General features: G+C 74.1%; 1 protein-coding gene. It reads left to right on the top strand.

Annotation, left to right across the window (positions count from 1 at the left end):
- Window positions 1-792: TolC family protein (locus tag ACPUER_RS36955; RefSeq protein ID WP_425133604.1), on the top strand; the 792-nt coding region annotated here is incomplete at both ends.

The following is a 792-nucleotide window of genomic DNA, read 5'->3' as shown; positions in this document are numbered from 1 at the left end:
GGGCTCGCGCCCGCCGGCACGCTGCGCGGCGCCGATACGCTTGCCGCGTCGCGCAGCCTCGCGCATGCGCCGGCCGCCGACTGGCCGGCCGCCGACTGGTGGCGCGCGCTGAACGATGCGCAACTGAATGCGCTGATCGACGAAGCGCTCGCCGGCAATCCCGATCTCGCAACCGCCGATGCGCGCGCACGCGAAGCGCAGGCGCTGGTGATCGAGGCGCAGGCCGCGCGCGTGCCGCACGTCGTCGGCCGCGCGAGCGCGAAGGGCGAACGGCTGTCCGGCACCCAGTTCTCGGCGGGCGAAGGCGGCGGCGTCTTCAGCCACACGCGCGAGATGAATCTCGGCTTCAGTTGGGATCTCGATCTGTGGGGCGGCCGCCGCGCCGCATGGGAAGCCGCGCTCGGCGAAGCGCGTGCCGCGCGGATCGATGCGCAGGCCGCGCGCGTTTTGCTGTCCGTCAACGTCGCTCGCGCGTACGTGAACCTCGCGTACGCGTTCGATCAGCAGGACGTCGCGCGCGCCGAATACGAGCGCGCCGACGAGGCGCTCACGCTGACGCGCCAGCGCGTCTCGAAAGGCATCGACAACGTCGCGCAACAGCGCCAGGCGGAAAGCGAGGTCGCAGCCGCGACGCGCGAGCAGGCGCGCGCGGCGCAGACGATCGACAGCGCGCGCATCGCGCTCGCGATCCTGCTCGGTGCGGGCCCCGATCGCGGGCTCGAACTCGTGCGTCCCGCGCCGCTGCCGGCCGCCGCGCTGGCGGTGCCGGCCGATCTGCCGGCCGCGCTGCTC

The sequence above is a fragment of the Burkholderia sp. DN3021 genome (assembly GCF_049805555.1).
GTDB lineage: Bacteria > Pseudomonadota > Gammaproteobacteria > Burkholderiales > Burkholderiaceae > Burkholderia > Burkholderia pyrrocinia_C.
The sequence above is the reverse complement of the archived record's forward strand: the minus strand, read 5'-3'. Positions and strand labels throughout refer to the sequence as shown.